Genomic DNA, 23,563 nt, shown 5'->3' with positions numbered 1-23,563 from the left:
AGGCTGGGGAGGCGTGAGGTGCTGTGCTGTGCGGGGCGGGACTCAAAGGGGCAGCCGGGAAGCGGGCGCAGGCGAAGTAAGCACCGCAGCGAAGGAGCGAGTGAAACGAGCGACTGAGCGAGGAGCACAGCGAGCGTGCGCCCGCTTCCCGGCTGGGGCTTTGGCGGTGTTCACCGCCGATCTGCGAACAGACATTTATAAGCGAGCGGCTGGGGCTTCGGCGGTGTCGACCACGGCAGCAACCGCGGCTACCAACTGATATGCGTAGTCGCCGCATCCGGCACTTCCTTACCGCCTTCCGCCGAACGCCCGTCTATGACCACGGTGGACGACCTGATCGAGCGGCTCGAAGCTGAGGCGGCGGCCGACGCGGACCCGGCGACCACCCCGGACGTGGGGATCATCATGGGCTCCGACTCGGACCTCCCCGTCATGGAGGACGCCTACGAGGCGCTCGACGCCCTCGGCTTCGCGGAGCAGACCGACTTCGAGGAGGCGCCGGACGCGCGGTTCACCTACGAGAGCTACGTCGTCTCCGCGCACCGCACGCCGGAGCTGATGTACGCATACGGGGAGACCGCGACCGACCGCGGGCTAGATGTTATCATCGCGGGCGCGGGCGGGAAATCCGCCGACCTGCCGAACATGACCGCCTCCGTCGCCTACCCGGTGCCCGTGATCGGCGTGCCGGTCCAAGAGAAGTCGGTCGACTCCGTCATCGGGATGCCGACGGGCGCGCCCATCGTCGCCGTCGACGCCGGGAAGTCGTACAACGCCGCGCTGTCGGCGGCGCAGGTACTCGCGCGTGAACACGACGAGATCGAAGAGCGGCTGGTCGAGTTCCACGACGAGCAGAAGGCGGGCGTCGCGGACGTCTCCGCGGCCCTCCACGACCTCGGCATCGACGAGTTCCGCGATCGGTGAAGGTGACTCTCGGATTTATAAACGCGTACGGGAGGTGTCTGCGGCGCGGTGAACCCTTCCAAATCCCGGTCGCTTGCTTATAAATAACCGCTGACGTATCGACGGCAAACGCCGCCAAAGCCCCAGCCGCTCGTTTATAAGTAGTCCTCAACAGATCAACGGCAAACGCCGCCAAAGCCCCAGCCGCGAGGACTCGCGCGGCTCGGTGCGCTCCTCGCTCGTTCGCTCCGCTCACTCGCTGCGGTGCTTCCGTCGCCGTGCTTCGTCCTCGCGACTGCCCCTTTGAGTCCCACCCCGCACCGCACAGCCCCGCACCTCACACCTCCCCAGCCTCGTCGGTGGTCCTCCGCGTTGCTCCGGACCACCGACTCCCTCGCGCGTGCTCCTCGCGTCCTTCGGACGCTCGGAGGCACGCGCCACCGCACGGTGTTCACTTATAAATGGAGATCGGCTCGTCCGCCGTCGAGTCGCTGCGCTTCCGTCGATTCGCACGCCGATCCGGATCGAAGGCTCTCGCACGGTTGGCGGGCGCTTCGACCGCGAACGGTCGATACCGGCCCGCACGCCCGGGGACGCACAAGACTCAACGCTTATGAGGGGGCGGTCCAAACGCCAGCACGTTACGGAGACCTATATGAGCGATTGGATAGCGATTGGCGCCTTGGCGGTCGTCGGCCTGCTCATCCCGATAGCGATGATGACAGTGTCGGCGCTGCTCCGTCCGAGCGTGCCTGAGACCGGTAAAAGTACCACCTACGAGTCCGGCGAGACCCCGACGGGCGGGACGCGGATCCGGTTCAACATCCAGTACTACATGGTCGCGCTGTTGTTCGTCGTGTTCGACATCGAGACCGTGTTGCTGTTCCCGTGGGCGGTCATCTACCGTCCGGCCGTTCAGGCCGGCGTGCCGATGGCCGACCTGCTGTGGCCGATGTTGGCGTTCGTCGGGATCCTCGCGGTCGGACTCGTCTGGGCGTGGCGGTCGGGGGCGATCAGCTGGGCTCGCAGCCCCCGCGCGACCAGCAGAAAGACGACGGAGGACATCAACTAATGAGCAGCGATCAACCGTTTATCACCGACGAATCGCAGGTCGTAACCGAGACCCGAGACGCCCGGATGACCGGGCAGGGGGACCGGTTCAACTCCCGGCTCCGGGAGGCGTTCGGCTCCTCGCCGTTCATCCTCACCAAGTTCGACAAGTTCCTGAACTGGTGTCGGGGCTCCTCGATGTTCATGCTGCAGTTCGGCATCGCCTGCTGCAGCATCGAGATGATGCACACCTACGCGGTGAAACACGACCTCGACCGCTTCGGGTCGGGCGTCCCCCGCGCGTCGCCGCGACAGGCCGACGTGATGATCGTCCCCGGGACGATCGTCTCGAAGTTCGCCCCGCGGATGAAGCGCGTCTACGACCAGATGCCCGAGCCGAAGTTCGTCGTCGGCATGGGCTCGTGTACCATCTCCGGCGGCCCGTTCCAGGAGGGGTACAACGTGATCAAGGGCGCCGAGGAGGTCATCCCGATCGACATCCACGTCCCGGGCTGCCCGCCTCGTCCCGAGGCGCTCGTGTACGGCGTCGTGAAGCTGCAAGAGCGCGTCGCCAACGGCGAGGCCGCGCCCGTCACCGTCAAGCCGTACGAGCTGGAGGAGTTCTCGGACCTCGAACGCGACGAACTCGTCGACAAGCTGGCAGACCAGATAGACGACGACGAGCTCGTCATGCGGTACAACTTCGCTGATTCCCCATGAGCCTCGAACGACCAGACAGCGTCGACGACGCGGCGATCGAGCGCACCCCCGACGAGCTGGAGGCGCTGCTCGGTGACCTCGTCGTCGACCGCGACGACCATCTGAACGCGCCCGGCTTCGTCATCCGCCCGGACACCGTTCAGGAAACGCTTCGGACCCTGAAAGAGCAGGCGGGGTACGACCACCTCTCGGTCGTCTCCGCTCAGGAGTACGAGAACCGCTACGAGTCGATCTACCACCTGAAGAAGTACGACGACCCGACCCAAGAGGTCAGCATCGTCGTCCCCGCCGACAAGGACGATCCGGTCTCCGAGTCGGCGGAACCCGTCTTCCGCACGGCCGACTGGCACGAGCGCGAGGCGTACGACCTGATCGGGATCGAGTACGACGGCCACCCCGACCTGCGCCGGATCCTGCTGCCGGAGACGTGGCAGGGCCACCCCCTGTCGATGGACTACGACAAGGACCGGCCGCAGATCGCGACGCTGCCGGAGCACGCGAACCCGCTGGAGGACCACCACAAGGACGCCGAGTCCGACACGATGTTCCTCAACATCGGACCGCACCACCCGGCGACCCACGGCGTCCTCCACCTGAAAACGGTCCTCGACGGCGAGCAGGTCGCCGACGTCGAGCCCGACATCGGCTACCTCCACCGCAGCGAGGAGCAGATGGCGCAGTCCGGGACGTACCGCCACCAGATCATGCCGTACCCGGACCGCTGGGACTACATCTCGGCGGGGCTGCTCAACGAGTGGGCGTACGCCCGCGCGGCCGAGGACCTCGCCGACATCGAGGTCCCCGAGTACGCGCAGGTCATCCGCACGATGGGCGCGGAGATGTGCCGGATCGCCGCGCACATGCTCGCGCTCGCGACGTTCGCGCTCGACATCAACGGCGACTTCACGGCGACGTTCATGTACGCCATCAACGACCGCGAGCGCGTCCAGAACCTCTTAGAGGATCTGACAGGCCAGCGGCTGATGTTCAACTACTTCCGGCTCGGCGGGGTCGTCTGGGACCTGCCCGAGCCCCGTGAGGAGTTCTTCTCGAACACCCGCGACTTCCTCGACCAGCTCCCGGGGTCTATCGAGGAGTACCACAACCTGATCACCTCGAACGAGGTGTTCCAGATGCGGACGATCGACACGGGAGTCCTCCCGCCGGAGGTCGCGAAGAACTACGGCGCGACCGGTCCCGTCGCCCGCGCGTCGGGCGTCGACTACGACCTGCGCCGCGACGACCCGTACGGCTACTACGACGAGCTCGACTGGGACGTCGTCACCGAGGAGGGCTGTGACAACTTCAGCCGCCTCCTCGTTCGCATGCGCGAGGTCGAAGAGTCCGCGAAGATCATCGAGCAGTGCGTCGACCTGCTCGAGGACTGGCCCGAAGACGAGCGGACGATTCAGGCGAACGTGCCGCGCACGCTGCGCCCGGACGACGACACGGAGATCTACCGCGCCGTCGAGGGCGCCAAAGGCGAGCTCGGCATCTACATCCGCGCCGACGGGACGGACAAGCCGGCTCGGTTCAAGATCCGCTCGCCGTGCTTCTCGAACCTTCAGACGCTACCGGAGATGGCGAACGGGGAGTACATCCCCGACGTTATCGCCGCGCTCGGTAGCCTCGACATCGTCCTCGGGGAGGTGGACCGCTGATGGGTACGGCGCCCGCGCAGCTGTTCCCCGAGTTCATCGTCGACACGCTCGGCCTCGATAGCGTCATCGGCGAGGTCGCGGCCTCGCTCGTCGCCGCGTTCGTCGTCGGAAACATCATCCTCGCGTTCACGGGCGTCGCGGGCCCGTGGGCGAAACGGAAGATCACGGCCGCGTTCACCGACCGGATCGCGGTCGACCGGATCGGCCCCTACGGACTGTTAATCATCCCGGCGGCCGCGGTCCAGCTCCTCGCGAAGGAGCTCATCATCCCCGAGGGCGTCGATCGGCCCTCGTGGGATATCGCGCCGATCCTCCTGCCGGCGTCGGCGCTTCTCGGCTTCTCCGTCATCCCGATGGGGCAGCTCGGCCCGATCAACCTCCACCTCGCGGACCCCGAAGTCGGGTTCGCGCTGGTGTTCGCGTTCGCGTCGATCGCGTCGGTCTCGCTGGTGATGGCCGGCTACGCGTCGAACAACAAGTACTCGCTGCTCGGCGGCCTCCGCGCGGTCGCGCAGAACCTCGCGTACGAGATCCCGCTCATCGTCACGGCGATGTCGGTCGTGATCTTCGCCGGCACGCTCCAGATGAGCGGCATCGTCGGCGCGCAGACGGAGACGCTCGTCACGATCGCCGGGGTCTCGATCCCGTCGTGGTACGCGCTCGTGAACCCGTTCGCGTTCGTGCTGTTCCTCACCGCGAACATGGCCGAGATCGGGCGGAACCCGTTCGACATCCCCGAGGCGCCGACGGAGATCGTCGGCGGGTACCAGACGGAGTACTCCTCCGCGTACTTCGTCCTCTTCTACCTCGGGGAGTTCGTCCACATCTTCCTCGGCGGGGCGATCCTCGCCGTGACGTTCCTCGGCGGCGCCTCCGGGCCCGGCCCGGAGAGCATCGGCTTCGTCTGGTTCGTGGTGAAGATCTGGGGCTTCTTCCTGTTCACGCAGTGGGCCCGCGCGGCGCTGCCGCGCGTCCGTATCGACCAGCTGATCGAGATCGGCTGGAAGGGAATGCTGGTGCTGTCGTTCGCGAACCTGGTGCTCACGGCCGTAATCGTGGGGGTGATCGCCTGATATGATCGGACTTATGAAATCCATGGCGACGACGATGAAACACGCGCTGGACGGGACGACGTTCACGGTGGAATACCCCGAGGACGCGCCCGAGGTGAGCCCGCGGTTCCGCGGGGTCCACAAGTTCAGCCAGGAGCGGTGTATCTGGTGCCGGCAGTGCGAGAACGTCTGTCCGAACGACACGATTCAGATCGTTCAGGACGACCAGCGCAACGGCGAGCAGTACAACCTCCACATCGGGCAGTGCATCTACTGCCGGCTCTGCGAGGAGGTCTGTCCCGTCGACGCCATCCTGCTGACGCAGAACTTCGAGTTCACCGCCGACACGAAAGACGACTTCGTGTTCAACAAAGAACAGCTCAAGAACGTCCCGTGGTACAAGGGAATCGACCCGCTGGAGTCCCGCAACCCCGATCGCGGCGCGTGGATCGGGGAGGGCGACGGCGAGGTCGACTACCAGTAGCGGGCACGTCTCGAAATCTTCAAAGGGGTTCTCATAGGAGACAAACACAATGGTTTATGCTACCATCGCGTTCGGGCTGTTCGCCGCGGTCACGCTGGCGTTCGCCCTCGGGGTCGTCCTGGCGCGCGACGTGTTCCACGCCGCGCTGCTTCTGGGCGGAGCCCTCACGAGCGTCGCGGTGCACTACGTGATGCTGCGGGCGGAGTTCATCGCCGCCATGCAGATCCTCGTCTACGTCGGCGGGGTCCTCATCTTGGTCACGTTCGCCGTGATGCTCACGCGATCGGATTCGGAAACGGAGGTGAGTAGCGCGTGAGCAACGACGAGAGCCGCGGCTCCAAGATCGCACCCGCGATCGCCGTGGGCGGGCTGTTCGCGGTGTTGGCCGCGACGGTCAACGCGGCGACGTTCGGCTTCGAGGAGGTCGGTTTCCCGGCGGACGCCTCGATCGTCCACAACATCGGGTACGCCCTCTTCAACCTCGCCGAGTACGAGCTCGGCTCGGTGCCGTCCGAGGGGTTCCTCGCGGCCTTCCTGATCGCCGCGGTCGCGCTCGACGTCGCGGTCGACGGCGCCGTCTACCTGGCGAAGCGCGAGGAGGACGACACGGTCGTCTCCGCGCTCGGGCAGGCGTTCACCGACGGCGGACGCGACGGGGGTGACCGCCGGTGACCGGCATCGCGTCCTCGATCCCGCCGTCGTGGTACCTGCTGTTGGCGTCGGCGGTGTTCTGTATCGGGCTGTTCGGCGTGTTAACGCGGCGGAGCGCGCTGTACTTCCTCATGAGCGTCGAGCTCATGATGAACGCGGCCAACATCAACTTCGTCGCGTTCGCGTGGTACTACAGCGACCTCACGGGGCAGGTGTTCGCGCTGTTCGTCATCGCGCTCGCCGCCGCCGAGGTCGCCATCGGCATTGGCATCATACTCGTGTTATACCGCAACTTCGGCACGACTGACGTGACTGTTCCCGCGGAGATGAGGTGGTAAGATGGTGAACGCATTCGCATACGTTCCGGCGATCGTACTCCTTCCGTTCTTCTCGTTCCTCGTCGCGCTCGGCGCGGGGAAGTACCTCCCCAAGGGCGGCGCCTTCGGCGGCATCGCGGCCACGGCGGGGTCGTTCCTGCTGTCGATCTGGGTGGCCGCCGCCGTCGCGGGCGGACGGGCGTACAATGAGACGCTGTACTACTGGGCGGGCGAGGGCGGCGCGGGGATCGGGCCGACCGACATCGAACTCACGTTCGGCGTCCTGATCGACCCGCTGTCGGCGCTCATGCTCGTCATCGTGACGCTCGTTGCGCTTTTGGTCCACGTGTTCTCGCTCGGCTACATGAACGACGAGGGCGAAACAGGTCTACCGCGCTACTACGCCGGCCTCGGTCTCTTCACGGCGTCGATGCTCGGCTTCGTCGTCGCCGACAACCTGCTGATGGCGTTCATGTTCTTCGAGCTGGTCGGGCTCTGCTCGTACCTGCTCATCGGCTTCCACTTCCGGGAGCCGGGCCCGCCGTCGGCGGCGAAGAAGGCGTTCCTCGTCACCCGCTTCGGCGACTACTTCTTCCTCGTCGGCGTCGTCGCGGTGTTCGCCACCTTCGGCACGGCGCAGTTCGCCGGCCCAGAGTCGTTCCCGGCGCTCGCCGACGCGGCGCTCAACGGCTCCGGCTCGGTCGCGTGGACGCCCGGCGGCCTCGACCTCGGGACGTGGCTGACAGTCGTCGGCCTGCTCGTCTTAGGCGGCGTCGTCGGCAAGTCCGCGCAGTTCCCGCTTCACACGTGGCTCCCCGACGCGATGGAGGGCCCGACGCCCGTCTCCGCGCTCATCCACGCCGCGACGATGGTCGCGGCCGGCGTCTACCTCGTCGCTCGGATGTACGGCTTCTACGTGCTGACGCCGACGACGATGGCGGTCATCGCCTTCATCGGCGGCTTCACGGCGCTGTTCGCGGCGACGATGGGGCTCGTAAAAGACGAGCTGAAGCAGGTGCTCGCGTACTCCACCATCTCGCAGTACGGGTACATGATGCTCGCGCTCGGCGCGGGCGGGTACGTGGCCGCGGTCTTCCACCTGACCACCCACGCGTTCTTCAAGGCGCTGCTGTTCCTCGGCGCCGGGTCGGTCATCATCGCGATGCACCACAACGAGGACATGTGGGACATGGGCGGGCTCAAATCGCGGATGCCCGTCACCTACTACACGTTCCTCGCCGGCTCGCTGGCGCTCGCGGGCATCTTCCCGTTTGCCGGCTTCTGGTCGAAAGACGAGATCCTCTACGAGGCGCTCGTCCACGGCCTCAACGACCCGCTGCTGCTCGGCGGCTACCTGATGGGGCTGCTCGCGGTGCCCGTCACCGCCTTCTACACCTTCCGGATGGTGTTCTTGACCTTCCACGGCGAGCCCCGCAGCGACACCGCCCGCGACCCCGAACCCGTTCGCTGGAACGTGAAGGGACCGCTGACGGTCCTCGGGTCGCTCGCGGTCGTCACCGGCCTCATCAACATGGTGCCGGTCCAGAAGGTGCTCGGACTCGAGGGGATCGACCTGCTCCACCGCTGGCTCGACAACGAGTGGGGCGGCATCGAGGGGCTCTCCTCACACCACTACGCCGACATCGGCCCGTACAGCAGTGCGTACCTCGTCGGCGGTGAAGTCGGAACCGTCCTCGTCGGCGCCGCCGTCTCGCTCGGCCTCGCGCTGCTCGGACTCGGACTCGCCTGGCGGCTCTACAACGTGGCGTCGCCGACGGAACACACCGCCAAACTCGGCGGGGTCAAAGACGTGCTGTACAACAACTACTACCTCGACGAACTGCAGGTCTGGCTCGCGTATCGGACGGAAGACGTCGCGGGCGGCGCGAATACCTTCGACCAAGGGATCATCGACGGCGTCGTGAACGGCGTCTCCTCGGTGAGCCTGACCGGCAGCGGCCGGATCCGGAAGCTCCAGTCGGGGGTCGTCTCGCAGTACGCCGCGCTGCTCACCTTCGGACTCGTCGCGCTGCTGCTCGTGCTCGGCGCGACCGGGGGGTGGTTCCTGTGATACTCGAAGCGCTCATGGCGGCCGCGTTCGTCGGTGCGCTGACGGTGTTCCTCGCGCCAGACGAGTGGGCCGGCCGACTGGCGTTCGTGGTCAGCCTGATCCCGTTCGTCGGCAGCCTCTACCTGTGGTCCGGCTTTGAGGCCGGCGGTAACGCGCTGCTCGGCGGCGAGATCGCGTACGCGACGCAGATCGAGTGGCTCGAAGTGGGCGGTCGCAGCGTCTCGTGGTTCGTCGGGCTCGACGGGATCAGCCTCCCGCTGTTCGTGCTCACGACGTTCCTCGTGCCGTTGGCGATCCTCAGCGCGTGGACGCCCGTCGACACGAGACAGAGCCAGTTCTACGGGCTCATGCTGTTCATGGAGGCGAACCTGCTCGGCGTGTTCGCCGCGCTCGACTTCTTCCTCTGGTTCGTCTTCTGGGAGGCGGTGCTGGTCCCGATGTACTTCCTTATCGGGATCTGGGGCGGTCCGCGCCGCAAGTACGCCGCGATCAAGTTCTTCGTCTACACGAACGCGGCGTCGCTTTTGATGTTCATCGGCTTCATGAGCCTCGTGTTCGCGCTCGGCGACTCGGTGTCGTCGTTCGCCCTGCCGGAGATCGCGCAGGCGATCGCGACGGGCGATCTGAGCGCGTGGTTCGGCATCCCGCCGGACCGGATCGCGATGGTGGCGTTCCTCGCGATGTTCCTCGGATTCGCGGTGAAGGTCCCGATCGTGCCGTTCCACACGTGGCTGCCGGACGCTCACGTTCAGGCGCCGACGCCGGCGTCGGTGCTCCTGGCGGGCGTCCTCCTGAAGATGGGGACGTACGCGCTGCTCCGGTTCAACTTCACGATGCTGCCCGAGCAGGCGTCGATGCTCGCGGTCCCGATAGCGGCGATAGCCGTCATCAGCGTCATCTACGGCGCGATGCTGGCGCTGGCACAGAAAGACCTCAAGCGGATCGTTGCCTACTCGTCCGTCTCGTCGATGGGCTACGTCATCCTCGGGCTCATCGTCTTCACCGAGTACGGGGTCGGCGGCGCGACGTTCCAGATGGTCGCGCACGGCCTCATCTCGGGGCTGATGTTCATGGCGGTCGGCGTCATCTACAACGTCACCCACACCCGGATGGTGGACGATATGGCCGGCATGGCCGACCGGATGCCGATTACCGTGGGCATCCTCGTCGCCGGCGCCTTCGGCTACATGGGACTGCCGCTGATGGCCGGCTTCGCGGGCGAGTTCTTCATCTTCGTCGGCTCGCTGTCCGCACCGGCGCTCCCGTACGCCCCGGTGTTCACGGCGCTCGCGATGTTCGGTATCGTCATCGTCGCCGGCTACCTGCTGTCGGCGATGCAGAGCACGCTGTTCGGGCCGTTCGAACTGGAGACCGACTACGACGTCGGGCCCGCGGCGTTCCACGACGTCGCCCCGCTCGCGGTGCTGCTGGTGGCGATCATCGTGCTGGGCGTCGCGCCCGACATCTTCTTCGAGATGATCCGTGACGCTGCCCTGCCGGTCGTCGAGGGGGTGACGGTCGATGGTTAACGCGCTTCCGCAGGTCGCGGCGCTGCTCCCGGTGCTGCTGCTCGGGTTCACCGGGCTCGCGCTGCTGCTGGTCGACACCATCAGCCCCGACGAGCGGTCGAACACCTCGATGGCGGCCGTGAGCGCGCTCGGCGCGCTCGCCTCCCTCGCGGCGACGGTCTGGTTCGTCGCCTCGGGGACCGGCAGCGTCGACACCGGCGGCGCGATCACGCTGTTCGCCGACGCGATCAAGGTGGACACGATGGCGCTGTTCTTCACCGCCATCTTCGCGTCCGTGACGGCGCTCGTCGTCGTCGCGGCCAACGACTACTTCCACGACCACGCCAACCCGGCGGCGTTCTACTCGCTGGTGACGTTCGCCGCGACCGGCATGGCGCTGCTCGCGGTCGCGAACTCGCTCGCGGTCGTGTTCGTCGCCTTAGAGATGGTGTCGCTGCCGTCGTACGTGCTCGTCGCGTACCTCAAGCACAACCGCGGGAGCGTGGAGGCGGGGCTGAAGTACTTCCTCGTCGGCGCGCTCTCGTCGGCCATCTTCCTGTTCGGGATCTCGCTCGTGTACGCCGCCACCGGGTCGCTCATCCTCGCCGACATCGCGTCGGCGCCCGTCGAGGGGCTCGCCGGCGTGCTCGGCGTCGGCGTCGTGATGATGATCGGCGGCGTCGCGTTCAAGACGGCCTCCGTCCCGTTCCACTTCTGGGCGCCGGAGGCGTACGAGGGCGCGCCCGCGCCGGTGAGCGCGTTCCTCTCGTCGGCCTCGAAGGCCGCCGGGTTCGTCGTGGCGTTCCGCGTGTTCACCGAGGCGTTCCCGCTGGAGCTGGCGGCGTCGGCGAACATCGACTGGATGTTCGCCTTCGCGGTCCTCGCGGCCGTCACGATGACGCTCGGGAACTTCGCGGCCGCGGTTCAAGAAGAGGTCAAGCGGATGCTCGCGTACTCCTCTATCGGCCACGCGGGGTACGCGCTCATCGGCGTCGCCGCGCTCACCGTCGACGGGCCCGCCAACGGCACCGTCATGGGCGCCGCGATGGCGCACCTGCTCGTCTACGGGTTCATGAACACCGGCGCGTTCCTCTTCGTCGCGATGGCGGAGCGGTGGGGCGTCGGCAAGACCTTCGCGGACTACGCGGGGCTCTGGCGGCGCGCGCCGGTCGCCTCCGTCGCGATGGCCGTGTTCATGTTCTCGCTCGCGGGGCTCCCGCCGTTCGCCGGGTTCTTCTCGAAGTACTTCCTGTTCCAGGCGGCGATCGACAACGGCTTCCTGTGGCTCGCCGGCCTCGGCGCGGTGAACAGCGTCGTCTCGCTGTACTACTACAGCCGGGTGGTGAAGGCGCTGTTCTTAGACGACCCCGCGTCGCCGAGCGCGCTCGACACGATCGACGTGCGGCCGACGGCGCTGTACGCCGCGGTCGTCTTCGCGGCGGTCGCGACGGTGCTACTCTTACCCGGCTTCGGGCCCGTCATCGAGACGGCCGAGGCGGCGGCCTCCGCGCTGTTCTGACCGGCGCGTTCCGCCGGTCGATCTTCGGTTTCGCTGTCGGTCGCGCCGCCGACGATTTCTCCGCGGGCGCTCGGTTTTGCTCGACGAACCCCGTCCCGCCGACCACAGATACTCATTCGTTCGGGCCCTCCATCTACTCGTGTCCCGGACCCACACCTATCGGTGTCTGAGCTGCCTCGAGGAGGTCGTCACGCGGGCGTTCGACACGTCGCACCTCTCGCGGACCTGCCCGAACTGCGACTCGTTCGAGCGGTTCGCCAACCAGTCGGTCGTCGACCGGTTCGAGGCGTTGGAGGCGTCGCCGCCGGCCGAACTCGACTGGGAGCGGCTGGAGCGACGGGAGAAACTGATCGTCGCCGAGCGGCTCGCGCGGACGGAGAAGACGCTCGCCGACTTCGACGTGACCGACGCCGCCGACGCGGTCGCGGCGGAGTGACGGCGGGCGACGCTACCGCGCGTACAGCTTTCCGCCGACGAGATCGGGGAGTCCGACGCCGTCGCCGGGCGTGACGGCCACGTAGGGGTGATCGACGGGGCCGAACACGTCGACGACGCGGCCCACCGTCGAGAGCGACTCGTCGACGACGCTCGCGCCGATACGCGGCGGGTCCGCGCCGGGGTCGCCGCGAGCGATCGCGAGCCCCCCGGCGGTCCGGACGACGGTGCCGACGCGCCGCACGGTTACTCCCGCAGCACGCCGAGGTACGCGGCGATCGCCTGGACGAGGTCGTTTTTCGCGGTGTCTTCGGTGCCCTTGACCACGACGGAGCCGCGGGGTTCGAACTCCCGGGAGTACGTTGCGTCACGCTCGACGACGGCGTCGTAGCCGACCTGCTGGACGGCCTTGGCGATCTCGTCGACGGTCGGCGCTTCGACCGCCAGATCCGTCGGGACGCGGCGTCCCTCCGAGCGCGACAGCTCGGCGTCGAAGTAGGCGGGGTAGACGACGTTCTCGACCATACCGGATACCTTCGCGCGCGGCGTAAGGTCGTTTCGGACCGGCGCGCGTCCGACGGTCGCTCAACCGGTCCGGAACTCGAAGCGGGCCCCGCCGTCCGCGCCGGCGAGCGCGTGGGCGGTCCAGCCGTGCGCCTCGGCGATGCGCTCGCTGATGGCGAGCCCGAGCCCCGTGCCCGACTCGTCGGTCGTGAAGCCGCTCTCGAACACCCGGTCGGCCTCCTCCGGGAGCCCGACCCCGTCGTCCTCGACGTAGAACCCCGACACGGGCTCCCCGTCGTCGTCGCGAAGCGTCCCCGCCCCCACGCGGACCCTGAGCGGTTCGTCGGGCGAGTCGCGTTCGTGCTCCACGCTGTCGCCGGACTCCGTCCGGCTGCCCGTCGAGCCGTGCTCGACGCTGTCGTCGGGCTCTGCCCGACTGCTCGTGGAACCGTGTTCCACACTGTTCCGGAAGACGTTCTCGAACAGCTCGCGGAGCCGCGTCCGGTTGGCGTCGAGGGTCGCGTCGGACTCGACGGTCAGCGTCGCGTTGGCGGTGTCGACGCTCTCCCACGCCTCTCGGGCGACCTCGGACAGCGAGACGGGTTCGGTCTCTCCCACCGACCGGCCCTCTCTGGCCAGCGACAGCAGGTCGCCGACGAGCTCGTCCATCCGATCGATGGCGTCCGCGGCCTTCTCGAGGGAGTCCGCCTCGCCCGTCTCGCGGGCGAGGTCGACGTACCCCTCCGCGACCGACAGCGGGTTCCGGAGGTCGTGGGAGACGATGGACGCGAACTCGTCGAGCCGCTCGTTCTGTCGACGGAGCGTCTCCTCGCGCTCGCGCCGGTCGGTGACGTCGGTGTAGATTGCGTAGCCGGCCGCGTTCGCGGCGTCGAGCCGGATCGGGATGACGTGGAGGATGAAGTGTCGCGGTCCGTCGGCCGTCGTCCGCGTCACCTCCCGGCGGACGTTTTCGCCGCGCTGTAACCGCTCGTTGAGGTCGTCTGCCTCCGGCTCAGCGCCAGGGGGAACGATGTAGTCGTCGACGGACTCGCCGAGGACGGTCTCGGCGTCGAAGCCGAACGTCTCCTCGAACGCGTCGTTCACCTGCCGGACGATCGGCTCGCCGTCGACGTAGTCGTAGGCGATGGCGGGGTCGGGGACGTTCGTGAACAGCGCGAGCAGCTTGTCGCGCTCGCTCCGCAGCGTCTCCGTGACCGCGATCCGGTCGAGGCTCTCTTCGAGGTGCGACGCGAGCAGCTCCGCCAGCCGGCGGTCGGCGTCGTCGAACTCGGCGTCGTCATCGGTCTCGTCCGCCGCGAGCTGGAAGACGACGTCGTCGCCCACCGGCACGGTGAGCAGTGTTTCGAACTGGCTGTCGGGGTTCGGGTTCGGCGCGATGGAGACGTCGCCGGTCTGGACGGTCCTGCCGGCCACGCCGGTGCCGACGCGGACGCGGTTACAGTCGTCGACGGGCGTCCCGCTGGAGGCGACCACGGGCTCGACCCACTCGCCGTCCCGGACGGCGACGACGGCCTGATACGCCGGAAACACCTGACCTGCGACCGCGATGGCGGCCCGATACGCCTCGTCGACCGACCTGACGGCGGCGAGCTCCGTCATCCCGGCGTTGAGCTGTTCGATCCTCGACGGGGTCAGCGTGGGTTTCGACCGGACGACGGACCGTCGATCTCTGGCGAGCAGCCACGACACCGTCTCCGAGAGCGACGCGGGCGAGCCCGCGACCGCGTCCACGATCGGGTCGGTCGCGGTCCGGCCCGTCGGGTCGTCGACGTACGCGACGACGGCGCCGACGCGCTCGACCGACCGAACCCGGTCGAGCCCCGCCTCGTCGACGATGACCGTCACGTCGGCCTCGACGAGACGCTCCTGGCCGACGCCGTCCGGAGCGGCGGCGTGCGTCTCGACCGCCCCGTCCTCGCCGGCGTCGCGGCGCTCGGCGTCGAGGTGAGTCCCGAGGTCGCGGGCGAGTTCGAGGTCGTCGTCGAGCACGAGGACACGCACGCACTCGCCCAGCGCAGAAGTCACAATTGTTCGTGAAAGGCCACGCCGAGAGCATAAATCTTCGTACCGACCGCCGAAACGCGGATATTTCGCCGTTTTCCGCCCGATCGTCGCCGTTTCCGGCCGCATGCGAGACCCGTCGGTCGCCGCTCACTCCGGAAGTCCCCCGTCGAGCCCGTCTCGCGGCGCCGAGCGGTGCCGTCGCGGACGAAAGCGACCCCGGAACCCTTTTGGAGCAACACGGGCCACGTTCGTGTAATGAGCGATCTCGAAGCGGAGTACCGTCTCGACTACTTCGAGGAGGAGGGGTTCGAGCGCAAGGAGTGTCCCTCCTGCGGCGCGCACTTCTGGACCCGCGACGCGGGGCGAGACCTGTGCGGCGAGCCGCCCTGTGAGGACTACAGCTTCATCGACGACCCGGGCTTTCCGGAGGCCCACTCGCTGTCGGAGATGCGCGAGGCGTTCCTCTCCTTCTTCGAAGACCACGGCCACGAGCGGATCGACCCGTACCCGGTCGCCGCGAACCGGTGGCGCGACGACGTCCTCCTGACGCAGGCGTCCATCTACGACTTCCAGCCGCTCGTCACCTCGGGACAGACGCCGCCGCCGGCGAACCCCCTCACCATCTCACAGCCCTGTATCCGGATGCAGGACATCGACAACGTCGGCAAGACCGGCCGGCACACGATGGCGTTCGAGATGATGGCCCACCACGCGTTCAACACGCGCGAGGCGGTCGACGAGGGCGAGTACGCCTACCACGGCGAGGTGTACTGGAAAGACGAAACGGTCCGGTACTGCGACGAGCTGTTCGAGAGCCTCGGCGCGGATCTGGAGGAGATCACCTACATCGAGGACCCGTGGGTCGGCGGCGGCAACGCCGGCCCCGCCATCGAGGTCATTTACAAGGGCGCCGAGCTGGCGACGCTCGTCTTCATGTGTATGGAGCAGGACCCGGACGGCGACTACGAGATGAAAGACGGGAACACGTACTCGTTCATGGACACGTACATCGTCGACACCGGGTACGGGTTAGAGCGGTGGACGTGGATGAGCCAGGGGACCGCGACGGTGTACGAGGCCGTCTACCCCGACGCCATCGACTTCCTGAAGGACAACGCCGGCATCGAGCACACGGAGGCGGAACGCGAGCTCGTCCACCGCGCCGCGAAGCTCTCCGGCCGGCTCGACATCGACGACGTCGACGACGTCGAGGCCGCCCGCGGGGAGATCGCAGACCGGCTCGACGTCGACGTCGACCGGCTGCGAGAGCTGGTCGAACCCCTGGAGTCGATCTACGCGATCGCCGACCACTCGCGGACGCTCGCGTACATGTTCGGCGACGAGATCGTTCCCTCGAACGTCGGCACGGGCTACCTCGCCCGGATGGTGTTACGGCGGATGAAGCGGCTCGTCGACGAGGTGGGCGTCGACGCGCCCCTCGACGAGCTCGTCGACATGCAAGCCGATCGGCTCGGCTACGAGAACCGCGACACGATCCGCGAGATCGTCCGCAGCGAGGAGCGGAAGTACGAGCGGACGCTGGAGCGCGGCGCCCGCAAGGTCGAACAGCTCGCCGACGAGTACGCCGGCACCGGCGAGCCGATCCCGACCGAGGAGCTGCTCGAGCTGTACGACTCCCACGGGATCCAGCCCGACATGGTCGCCGACATCGCCGACGAGCGCGGCGCGGCCGTCGACGTGCCCGACGACTTCTACGCGCTCGTCGCCGACCGCCACGAGGAGGAAGACGCCGCGGCGACGGCCGACGAGCGCGACGAGCGGCTGGCCGACCTTCCCGAGACGGAGAAGCTGTTCTACGACGACCAGGGGCGCACGGAGTTCGAGGCGGTCGTCCTCGACGTGATCGACGCCGAGGAGGGGTACGACGTCGTGTTGGACCAGACGATGTTCTACCCCGAGGGCGGCGGGCAGCCGGCCGACCGGGGCCAGCTCACGGTCGGCGAGACCACCGTCGACGTCACCGACGTCCAGGAGCGCGACGGCGTCGTCCTCCACCGCACGGACGCGGACCCCGGGAAAGGCGAGTTCGTAAAGGGGCAGGTCGACGGCGACCGCCGCGAGCGGCTCCGCGCGCACCACACCGCGACCCACCTGATCGGCCACGCCGCCCGCGAGGTCCTTGGCGACCACGTCCGACAGGCTGGCGCCCAGAAGGGGACCGACTCCGCGCGGCTCGACGTCCGCCACTTCGAGCGCATCACCCGCGAGGACGTGAAGGCCATCGAGCGCGTCGCCAACGAACTCGTCCGCGACGACGTGCCCGTCCGTCAGGAGTGGCCCGATCGCAACGAAGCGGAGGCGGAACACGGCTTCGACCTGTACCAGGGCGGCGTCCCGCCGGGAACGAACGTCCGCCTGATCCACGTCGGCGACGCCGACGTACAGGCCTGCGCGGGGACCCACGTCGACCGGACCGGCGAGATCGGCGCCGTGAAGGTGCTGAAGACGGAGCCGGTTCAAGACGGCGTCGAGCGCCTCGTGTTCGCGGCCGGCGCCGCGGCGGTCGAGGCGACCCAGCGCACGGAGGACGCGCTGTACGACGCGGCCGACGCCTTGGACGTCGACCCGCCCGACGTGCCCGAAACCGCCGAGCGCTTCTTCGAGGAGTGGAAGGCGCGGGGCAAAGAGATCGAGTCGCTGAAAGAGGAGCTGGCGGCCGCGCGCGCCTCCGGCGGCGCCGACGCCGAGGAGGTCGAGGTCGCCGGCACGACCGCGGTGATCCAGCGGCTCGACGGCGACGCCGACGAACTGCGCGCGACCGCCAACGCCCACGTCGACGACGGGAGGGTCGCGGTGATCGGTAGCGGCGCCGGCGGCTCAGCGAGCTTCGTCGTCGGCGTCCCCGACGGCGTCGACGTGAACGCCGGGCAGGTTGTCTCCGAGCTTGCCGGCCGCGTGGGCGGCGGCGGTGGCGGGCCGCCGGACTTCGCGCAGGGCGGCGGCCCGGACGCGGACGCGCTCGACGACGCGCTCGACGCGGCGCCGGACGTCCTCCGGAGCCTTCTGGAGGCCTGAAGCTCCCGCGACCTACCATGCCCTACGCGACCAACGCCGGCGTCGAGGTCCGGTACGAGGTCGACGCCCCGGACGCGGGCGACCCCGACGAGGCGGTCGTCTTCTGCGGCGACGTCGGCCTCGGCGCCTGGCAGTTCGGCTGGCAGCACGCCGCGCTGGCGGGGCCGCACACGGTTATCACGCCGGAGACGCGCGGGATCGGTCGGTCGGATGCCCCGCCCGGTCCCTACCGGGTCGAGTCGCTCGCGGCCGACCTCGACGCGGTCTGCGCGGCCGAGGGGATCCGGAACGCCCACCTCGTCGGCTACGGACTCGGCGGTATGGTCGCCCTTACCGCCGCGCTGACCACCTCGCGGCCGGCGAGCGTCGCCGTGGTGGGAACGCCCCCCGCGGGCGACGCGTACAACCCCGACGGCGTCTGGGCCGACCCGGCCGACCCGGCCGCGGTCGAGGGCTCGCTCTCCGGCCTGCTGTCGCCCGACTTCCGCGAGGCGCACCCAGACGTGCTCTCGCGGATCGCGGAGTGGCGCCTCGCGGAGGACGCCGACCGCGAGACGTACGAGGCGCACCGCGCCGCGGTCGAAGGATTCCATCTGGCGGACGACCTCTTCGAGGTCACGACGCCGGCGCTCGTCGTCCACGGGAGCGACGACACCGTCTGTCCGGTGACGGCCGGCGAGACGCTCGCTGAGGGCCTCCCGCGCGGCGAGTTCCACTCGATCGAGGGCGCCCGGCACCTCGTCGGGGTCGAGGCGTCGGCCGCGGTCAACGACCTGCTCGTCGGCTGGCTCGCGGAGCACGGAGCCGACCCGTTCTCCGAGTAGCCCGTCACGCCCGCCGAGTAATTCGACGTTACGTCGTCGACTCGGTCTCCGGGTTATCCGGTCGCGCCTCCGAGTAAGCCGGACTTATCTCACGACGCCGATTGCGGATCCGTGTCGCAACCGTTTTGCGTTCGTCGCCCTCAGTAGGGTTAATGACACGGCTCCGGTTCGCCCTGCTTAACGCCGCTCACGACGGCGAGAGCACCCGGCGAAACTTCCGTCGAGAGATCGACGCGGACCTCGTCGAGTTCGACGCCACCGCCGGGGACCTCCCCGACCACGCCGAGTTCGACGGCGTCGTGGTGACGGGGTCGCGCTCTTCGGTCTACTGGGACGAGGCGTGGATCCCGCCGCTCGTCGACTACGTCGCCGAGGCGGCCGAGGCCGGCGTCCCGGTCCTCGGCGTCTGTTACGGCCATCAGGTGCTCGCGGAGGCGCTGGGGGGCCGCGTCGCCGGCATGGATGGCTTCGAGATCGGCTACAACGAGATCCGCCGAATCCGTGACGACCCGCTGTTCGAGGGGATCGGCGACTCCTTTACCGCCTTCACGACTCACGGCGACGCGGTCGTCGAGCTCCCGCCGTCCGCGACGCTGCTCGCCGAGAACGACCGGGGCGTCCACGCGTTCCGCGACGGGCACTGCTGGGGCGTCCAGTTCCACCCCGAGTACGACATCGAGACGGCCCGCGAGGTGACGGACGGCAAGCGGGACCGGATCGGCGACGCCCGCGTGGACGGCGTCCTCGAATCGATCACTCCCGAGGCGTACGACGCCGCCTGCGAGGCGAAGGCGCTGTTCGAGAACTTCACCGCCTACGCCGAGCGGCTGGCGGGCGACGAGTCGGAGGCAGAGGCGGTCGCCGCGGACGACTGAACGGAGTCGGCCGCGGGCGACGAACGGTTTTGGGGGCCGACAGCTATATTCGCCGCTTTCCCGTACGTCAGACGATGATACGCCGCCGCGCCGAGGCCGCCTTCGGTCGCGCCGCGGCTGCGGTCAGGCGGTCGTTTACCGAGGAACACACGTCCCGCGAGACCGCCGGCAGCTTCTCCGTCGGCGTGTTCATTACGATGCTCCCAACGCTCGGAACGGGGCTGCTCGCGTTCGTCGCGCTCGCGTGGCTCTCCGAGCGCGTCAACCGGATCGCGATGTTCGCGTCGGTTATCGTGTTCAATCCCGCGGTGAAGTGGGGCGTGTACGGCGCGAGCTTCGCGCTCGGGACCGCGATTCTCGGCCCCGTTCCGGGCGCCACGCCAGCGACCGTGTCGCTCGCGGCGGGCCCCGGAATCGTCGCTCGGCTCCTCGTCGGGAACCTGATCCTCGCGCTCGCGGCCGCCGGCGCCAGCTACGTCGTCTGTCACCGGCTGGTGAGCGCGCACGCGATCCGCGAGACGTCGCTCGCCGCGACCGTCGCCGACGCGGTCCCGGTCACCGTCGACGACGGGGACGCGAGCCGCGACGGCGACTCGTCCCGGTGAGCGCCCCCGGTCGAACACCCTTATACGCCTCCCGGACCGATCCTCGGTATGAACGTAGTACCGGACACGAGCGCGGTCGTCGACGGCCGCGTGTCCGAACGCGTCGCCGACGGGGCCTACGAGTCGGTCACCGTGTTCGTCCCGGAGGCGGTCGTCGGCGAACTGGAGTCGCAGGCGAACGACGGGCTCGAATCGGGCTGGGACGGGCTGAGCGAGCTCAAGCGGCTCGCCGACTATGCCGACGACGGGACGATCGAACTGCGGTACGTCGGCGAGCGCGCGAGCGGCGACGCCCGCTCGAACGCCCACGAGGGCGACGTGGACGCGCTGATCCGCGACCTCGCCGCCGACCACGACGCGACGCTGCTCTCCAGCGACGTGGTCCAAGCCGAGGTCGCCCGCGCGAAGGGGCTCGACGTCGAGTACGTCGAACCGGTCGCCCGCGGCGTCGTCGACGACCTCCCGATCCGCGACTTCTTCACCGAGGAGACGATGTCCGTCCACCTCAAGACGGACACCGTCCCGAAGGCGAAGCGCGGGACGCTCGGCGAGATGCGCTACGTCGAGATCGCCGAGGAGCCGAGCGACGAGGCACAGATGCGCGAGTGGGCCAACTCGATCGTGGACCTCGCTCGCCAGTCGAGCGAGGGGTTCATCGAGCTGTCGGACGACGGGATGGACATCGTCCAGTTCCGGGACTACCGGATCGCGGTGGCGCGGCCCCCGTTCGCCGACGGCATCGAAATCACCGCGGTCAGACCGATAGCGAAGACGACCCTCGACGACTACGAGTTCGCAGACGAGCTTCGCGACCGGTTCACGGAGCGGAAGCGCGGCGTGCTCATCTCGGGGTCGCCCGGCGCCGGGAAGTCGACGTTCGCGCAGGCGGTCGCGGAGTTCTTAAACGACAGCGATTACGCGGTGAAGACGATGGAGAAGCCGCGGGACCTCCAAGTGGGCCCGGAGATCACGCAGTACGGCGCGCTCGGCGGCGAGATGGAGAACACCGCCGACTCCCTCCTCCTCGTCCGGCCCGACTACACGGTCTACGACGAGGTGCGGAAGACGAACGACTTCGAGGTGTTCTCGGACATGCGGATGGCCGGCGTCGGGATGGTCGGCGTCGTTCACGCCTCCCGCGCGATCGACGCGCTCCAGCGGCTCGTCGGCCGGGTCGAGCTCGGGATGATCCCGCAGATCGTCGACACCGTCGTCTACATCGAGGCCGGCGAGGTCCACACCGTCTACGACGTGACCACCGAGGTGAAGGTCCCCGCCGGGCTCACCGCCGAGGACCTCGCCCGCCCGGTCATACAGGTGTCGAACTTCGAGACCGGGCGCCCGGAGTACGAGATCTACACGTTCAACCGGCAGGTCGTCACGGTTCCGCTCGACGAGAATGGCGGCGAGGCCGAAAGCGAGTCCGGCGTCGGCCGCATCGCGAAAAAGGAGATCGAACGCGAGATCCGCTCGGTCGCCCACGGGCACGTCGACGTGGAGCTCAACGGCGACGACGAGGCGGTCGTCTACGTCACCGAGGGGGACATCGGCACCGTGATCGGGAAAGGCGGCGGTCGTATCGCCGACATCGAGAGCCGACTCGGGATCGACATCGACGTCCGAACGCACGACGAGAAGCCCGGCGGGTCGGGGTCGAGCGCCTCGGGCGGCGCCGGCGAGAACGGCCGCGGCGACGGTCAGGTCGGCGCCGAGCGCGGGACGGTGGTCGCGCCGGAGATCACCTCTCGACACGTCGTCATCGACGTCGACGACGGGGTCGGCGAGACGGTCGAGGTGCGCGCCGACGGCGAGTACCTCTTCACCGCCACCGTCGGCCGCGGCGGCGAAGTGCAGGTCTCCCGCGGCTCCGCCATCGCCGAGGAGCTGGAAGACGCGATCGACCGGAACCGGACGGTGACGGTCGTCCCGGCCCGCTGAGCCGGCGTTTCGGGTCTCCCGTTCTCCCGCTGTGACGTTTCCGAACCCTGTCACGTCGTCGTCCGACGCGGCGGAGTACCACGATCGACGTACCGTATTCCTCCTGAAAGATAACGCTTTTTTGCCGTTGGTCGGAACGACGTGGTATGGCCGATGAGTTAAAACGCGGGCTCGAGGGCGTCCTCGTCGCGGAGTCGGATCTGAGCTACGTCGACGGCGAGGTCGGGAAGCTCGTGTATCGCGGGTACGACATCGAGGACCTCGCGCGCGGCGCGAGCTACGAGGAGGTGCTGTACCTGCTGTGGCACGGCTCACTCCCCACCGCCGCGGAGCTCGACTCGTTCGTCGCCGACCTCGCGGCGGAGCGCGAGGTGAACGACGGCGTCATCGAGACGGTCCGCGCGCTCGCCGACGCCGGCGAGCGGCCGATGGCCGCGCTCCGGACCGCGACGTCGATGCTGTCCGCGTACGACCCCGACAACGAGGGCGACGACGATGGGGCCACACTCCGTCAGGGCCGCCGGATCACGGCGAAGATCCCGACGGTCCTCGCCGCGTTCGAGCGCGTCCGGCAGGGCGAGGAGCCGGTCGCCCCCGACCCCGACCTCTCGCACGCCGGGAACTTCCTCTATATGCTCACCGGGACCGAGCCGGACGCCGTGAGCGAGGAGACGTTCGACATGGCGCTCACCCTCCACGCCGACCACGGACTCAACGCCTCTACGTTCACCGCGATGGTGATCGGCTCGACGATGGCGGACGTCTACTCCAGCGTCACGGGCGGTATCGGTGCGCTCTCCGGCTCCCTCCACGGTGGCGCCAACCAAGACGTGATGGAGGTGCTCCACGACATCGACGACTCCTCGAAGGACCCGGTTCAGTGGGTGAAAGACACGCGAGACGACGGCGGACGCATCCCCGGGTTCGGCCACCGGGTCTACAAGGTGAAAGACCCCCGCGCGAACATCTTAGAGGAAAAGCTCCGCGACCTCGCGGAGTCGTCCGGCGACACAAAGTGGCTCGACTACACCACCGCCATCGAGGAGTACCTCACCGACCAAGGGCTCGTCGAGAAGGGGATCGCGCCGAACGTCGACTTCTACTCCGGCTCCGTCTACGACTCGCTCGGCATCCCGGTCGACATGTACACGCCCATCTTCGCGATGAGCCGCGTCGGCGGCTGGATCGCCCACGTCGCCGAGTACCAGGAGGACAACCGCCTCATCCGCCCGCGCGCCCGGTACACCGGGCCCGAGGACGCCGCGTTCGTTCCCCTCGACGAGCGATAGCGACCGCACGCGACGCGCTCCGGTTCTCTTTTTTACGCAACCCGTTTCGGTACGCGAGCGGCGCGACAGCCGTCGGGTCCTCTCGCCGATCCGGCT

Annotated in this window: 22 protein-coding genes; 19 read left to right on the top strand and 3 right to left on the bottom strand. The window is 68.4% G+C overall.

The window, feature by feature from the left end; genetic code table 11:
- The first annotated feature begins 315 nt into the window (after positions 1-315).
- The 13 genes from purE (at position 316) to F3H13_RS00415 (ending at position 12,372) form a co-directional block, all read left to right on the top strand.
- Positions 316-924 carry a 5-(carboxyamino)imidazole ribonucleotide mutase gene (gene purE / locus F3H13_RS00475; RefSeq protein WP_149797113.1) on the top strand — a complete coding sequence of 203 codons (609 nt, stop codon included), beginning with the start codon at positions 316-318 and terminating at the stop codon, positions 922-924.
- Positions 925-1,558: 634 nt separating this feature from the next.
- Entirely contained in the window at positions 1,559-1,975 is a 417-nt protein-coding gene (locus tag F3H13_RS00470) for an NADH-quinone oxidoreductase subunit A (protein WP_004596397.1), read from the top strand.
- On the top strand, positions 1,975-2,673 hold the full coding sequence (locus F3H13_RS00465) for an NADH-quinone oxidoreductase subunit B (protein ID WP_006113007.1): 699 nt from the start codon (positions 1,975-1,977) through the stop codon (positions 2,671-2,673). Before F3H13_RS00470 ends, F3H13_RS00465 begins: the two co-directional genes overlap by 1 nt.
- Complete coding sequence (locus F3H13_RS00460) at positions 2,670-4,334, top strand: NADH-quinone oxidoreductase subunit D (protein WP_149797112.1); 1,665 nt, start codon at positions 2,670-2,672, stop codon at positions 4,332-4,334. The genes F3H13_RS00465 and F3H13_RS00460 overlap by 4 nt, the downstream gene beginning before the upstream one ends.
- Entirely contained in the window at positions 4,334-5,407 is a 1,074-nt protein-coding gene (locus F3H13_RS00455) for a complex I subunit 1/NuoH family protein (RefSeq protein ID WP_149797111.1), read from the top strand. The genes F3H13_RS00460 and F3H13_RS00455 overlap by 1 nt, the downstream gene beginning before the upstream one ends.
- Before the next feature lies 1 nt (position 5,408).
- Positions 5,409-5,870: a NuoI/complex I 23 kDa subunit family protein gene (locus tag F3H13_RS00450; protein WP_006113010.1), complete on the top strand. Its 462-nt coding sequence runs from the start codon at positions 5,409-5,411 to the stop codon at positions 5,868-5,870.
- A gap of 49 nt (positions 5,871-5,919) precedes the next feature.
- On the top strand, positions 5,920-6,186 hold the full coding sequence (locus F3H13_RS00445) for an NADH-quinone oxidoreductase subunit J (protein WP_017342604.1): 267 nt from the start codon (positions 5,920-5,922) through the stop codon (positions 6,184-6,186).
- Positions 6,183-6,542 carry a hypothetical protein gene (locus F3H13_RS00440; protein WP_149797110.1) on the top strand — a complete coding sequence of 120 codons (360 nt, stop codon included), beginning with the start codon at positions 6,183-6,185 and terminating at the stop codon, positions 6,540-6,542. Before F3H13_RS00445 ends, F3H13_RS00440 begins: the two co-directional genes overlap by 4 nt.
- The gene (nuoK, locus tag F3H13_RS00435) at positions 6,539-6,859 is read left to right on the top strand and encodes an NADH-quinone oxidoreductase subunit NuoK (protein ID WP_149797109.1); all 321 of its coding nucleotides are present in this window, start codon (positions 6,539-6,541) and stop codon (positions 6,857-6,859) included. Before F3H13_RS00440 ends, nuoK begins: the two co-directional genes overlap by 4 nt.
- Position 6,860: 1 nt before the next feature.
- On the top strand, positions 6,861-8,909 hold the full coding sequence (gene nuoL / locus F3H13_RS00430) for an NADH-quinone oxidoreductase subunit L (RefSeq protein ID WP_149797108.1): 2,049 nt from the start codon (positions 6,861-6,863) through the stop codon (positions 8,907-8,909).
- 14 nt (positions 8,910-8,923) lie between these two features.
- The gene (locus F3H13_RS00425; RefSeq protein WP_149797519.1) at positions 8,924-10,438 is read left to right on the top strand and encodes a complex I subunit 4 family protein; all 1,515 of its coding nucleotides are present in this window, start codon (positions 8,924-8,926) and stop codon (positions 10,436-10,438) included.
- Entirely contained in the window at positions 10,431-11,936 is a 1,506-nt protein-coding gene (locus tag F3H13_RS00420) for an NADH-quinone oxidoreductase subunit N (RefSeq protein ID WP_149797107.1), read from the top strand. The genes F3H13_RS00425 and F3H13_RS00420 overlap by 8 nt, the downstream gene beginning before the upstream one ends.
- Positions 11,937-12,075: 139 nt before the next feature.
- Positions 12,076-12,372, top strand: coding sequence for a hypothetical protein (locus F3H13_RS00415; RefSeq protein ID WP_149797106.1), 297 nt, complete (start codon positions 12,076-12,078; stop codon positions 12,370-12,372).
- A gap of 12 nt (positions 12,373-12,384) precedes the next feature.
- Here the strand turns inward: F3H13_RS00415 and F3H13_RS00410 are convergent, their stop codons facing one another.
- The 3 genes from F3H13_RS00410 to F3H13_RS00400 are packed head-to-tail and all read right to left on the bottom strand — an operon-like array spanning position 12,385 to position 14,921.
- Positions 12,385-12,615 carry an H/ACA ribonucleoprotein complex subunit GAR1 gene (locus tag F3H13_RS00410; protein ID WP_149797105.1) on the bottom strand — a complete coding sequence of 77 codons (231 nt, stop codon included), beginning with the start codon at positions 12,613-12,615 and terminating at the stop codon, positions 12,385-12,387.
- Between the two features lie 2 nt (positions 12,616-12,617).
- Entirely contained in the window at positions 12,618-12,896 is a 279-nt protein-coding gene (gene srp19 / locus F3H13_RS00405; protein WP_004596410.1) for a signal recognition particle subunit SRP19, read from the bottom strand.
- 60 nt (positions 12,897-12,956) lie between these two features.
- Entirely contained in the window at positions 12,957-14,921 is a 1,965-nt protein-coding gene (locus tag F3H13_RS00400) for a PAS domain-containing sensor histidine kinase (RefSeq protein WP_149797104.1), read from the bottom strand.
- A gap of 234 nt (positions 14,922-15,155) precedes the next feature.
- Here F3H13_RS00400 and alaS point away from each other — a divergent pair, with 234 nt between their 5' ends.
- The 6 genes from alaS (at position 15,156) to citZ (ending at position 23,467) form a co-directional block, all read left to right on the top strand.
- Entirely contained in the window at positions 15,156-17,936 is a 2,781-nt protein-coding gene (gene alaS / locus F3H13_RS00395; protein WP_149797103.1) for an alanine--tRNA ligase, read from the top strand.
- Positions 17,937-17,953: 17 nt separating this feature from the next.
- Positions 17,954-18,760 carry an alpha/beta fold hydrolase gene (locus F3H13_RS00390; RefSeq protein ID WP_149797102.1) on the top strand — a complete coding sequence of 269 codons (807 nt, stop codon included), beginning with the start codon at positions 17,954-17,956 and terminating at the stop codon, positions 18,758-18,760.
- Between the two features lie 152 nt (positions 18,761-18,912).
- Complete coding sequence (locus F3H13_RS00385; protein ID WP_149797101.1) at positions 18,913-19,635, top strand: type 1 glutamine amidotransferase; 723 nt, start codon at positions 18,913-18,915, stop codon at positions 19,633-19,635.
- Positions 19,636-19,709: 74 nt separating this feature from the next.
- Positions 19,710-20,240 carry a DUF2062 domain-containing protein gene (locus F3H13_RS00380; protein WP_149797100.1) on the top strand — a complete coding sequence of 177 codons (531 nt, stop codon included), beginning with the start codon at positions 19,710-19,712 and terminating at the stop codon, positions 20,238-20,240.
- A 48-nt stretch (positions 20,241-20,288) separates the two neighbouring features.
- Positions 20,289-22,178 carry a PINc/VapC family ATPase gene (locus F3H13_RS00375; protein ID WP_149797099.1) on the top strand — a complete coding sequence of 630 codons (1,890 nt, stop codon included), beginning with the start codon at positions 20,289-20,291 and terminating at the stop codon, positions 22,176-22,178.
- A 146-nt stretch (positions 22,179-22,324) separates the two neighbouring features.
- Positions 22,325-23,467, top strand: a complete 1,143-nt coding sequence (gene citZ, locus F3H13_RS00370; RefSeq protein ID WP_149797098.1) for a citrate synthase — start codon at positions 22,325-22,327, stop codon at positions 23,465-23,467.
- Positions 23,468-23,563 lie beyond the last annotated feature (96 nt).

This window comes from Halorubrum xinjiangense (assembly GCF_900102375.1).
Taxonomy (GTDB): domain Archaea; phylum Halobacteriota; class Halobacteria; order Halobacteriales; family Haloferacaceae; genus Halorubrum; species Halorubrum xinjiangense.
The sequence above is the reverse complement of the archived record's forward strand: the minus strand, read 5'-3'. Positions and strand labels throughout refer to the sequence as shown.